The following is an 877-nucleotide window of genomic DNA, read 5'->3' as shown; positions in this document are numbered from 1 at the left end:
GTCAGGGTCGGGTAGTTTACACCCATGGGGAGCCAGCTCCCGGCTAGCCCTTGCAGAGCCGATACACGGGCAAAGTGAAATGAAAGCTGCTGCCTTTGCCCAAGGAAGACTCCACCCAAATCTGGCCGTAGTGAGCGCGCACGATCCGTCGGCAGAGGGAAAGGCCGATGCCATAGCCCTCCTGCTGTTGATCCCGGGACAGACGGACAGAATCGGAGAAGATGCTCTCTTGGTCGGCTTCCGGGATCCCAGGGCCAGTATCGCTGACGGTCACCTGCACCTTTTGGCTGGTGCGATGGAGGACATCGAGGCGGATGGATCCCCCGGCGGGGGTGTACTTGATGGCGTTGTCCAGCAGGTTGAACAGAACTTGGCGGATCTTGTCGGGATCCACGTGAACAGAGGGCAGATCCACGGGAATATCCGCTTGAAACTGCAGCCGCTTGCCTTGAATGCGCGGCCATAGCTCCTCGATCACCGCCTGACACAAGCCGGGCAACTGGGTTTCTACGGCTCGAATCCTCAGCTCCGAGGCAGCGCCACGGGCCGACTCCAGGATATCGGTGATCATGCTGTCCATCTTGCGCAGTTGCTGGCGGGCATGGTCGAACAACTGCCGTTCCAGCGCTTTGTCCAGGGATCCCTCGCGCCCCTGCTGCAGGGTTTCGACCGCCAGAGCCGTGGCCGTCAGGGGACTGCGCAAATCATGCACCAGCATGGCCAGAACGCGATCTTTGAAGTCCAACTGCTCCCGCAATTGGGCCCGCTCCTGCCGCAGCAAAAACACCTCTTCCGACATTTGCAACAGTGCCTCAGTGGTTGGAGGGGAGGTGGGATGCCGTCCTGCCCCCTCTTGTTCGCGGAAGCGGACCGTAGG

At 60.9% G+C, this 877-nt stretch carries 1 protein-coding gene; it reads right to left on the bottom strand.

The features are described 5' to 3' along the window. Positions 1 to 43: 43 nt before the first annotated feature. On the bottom strand, positions 44 to 877 hold an 834-nt coding region (locus NW819_RS10190), incomplete at its 5' end, for a histidine kinase (protein ID WP_414413668.1).

The sequence above is a fragment of the Synechococcus sp. R8-2 genome, assembly GCF_047461715.1.
GTDB lineage: Bacteria > Cyanobacteriota > Cyanobacteriia > Thermostichales > Thermostichaceae > Thermostichus.
The sequence above is the reverse complement of the archived record's forward strand: the minus strand, read 5'-3'. Positions and strand labels throughout refer to the sequence as shown.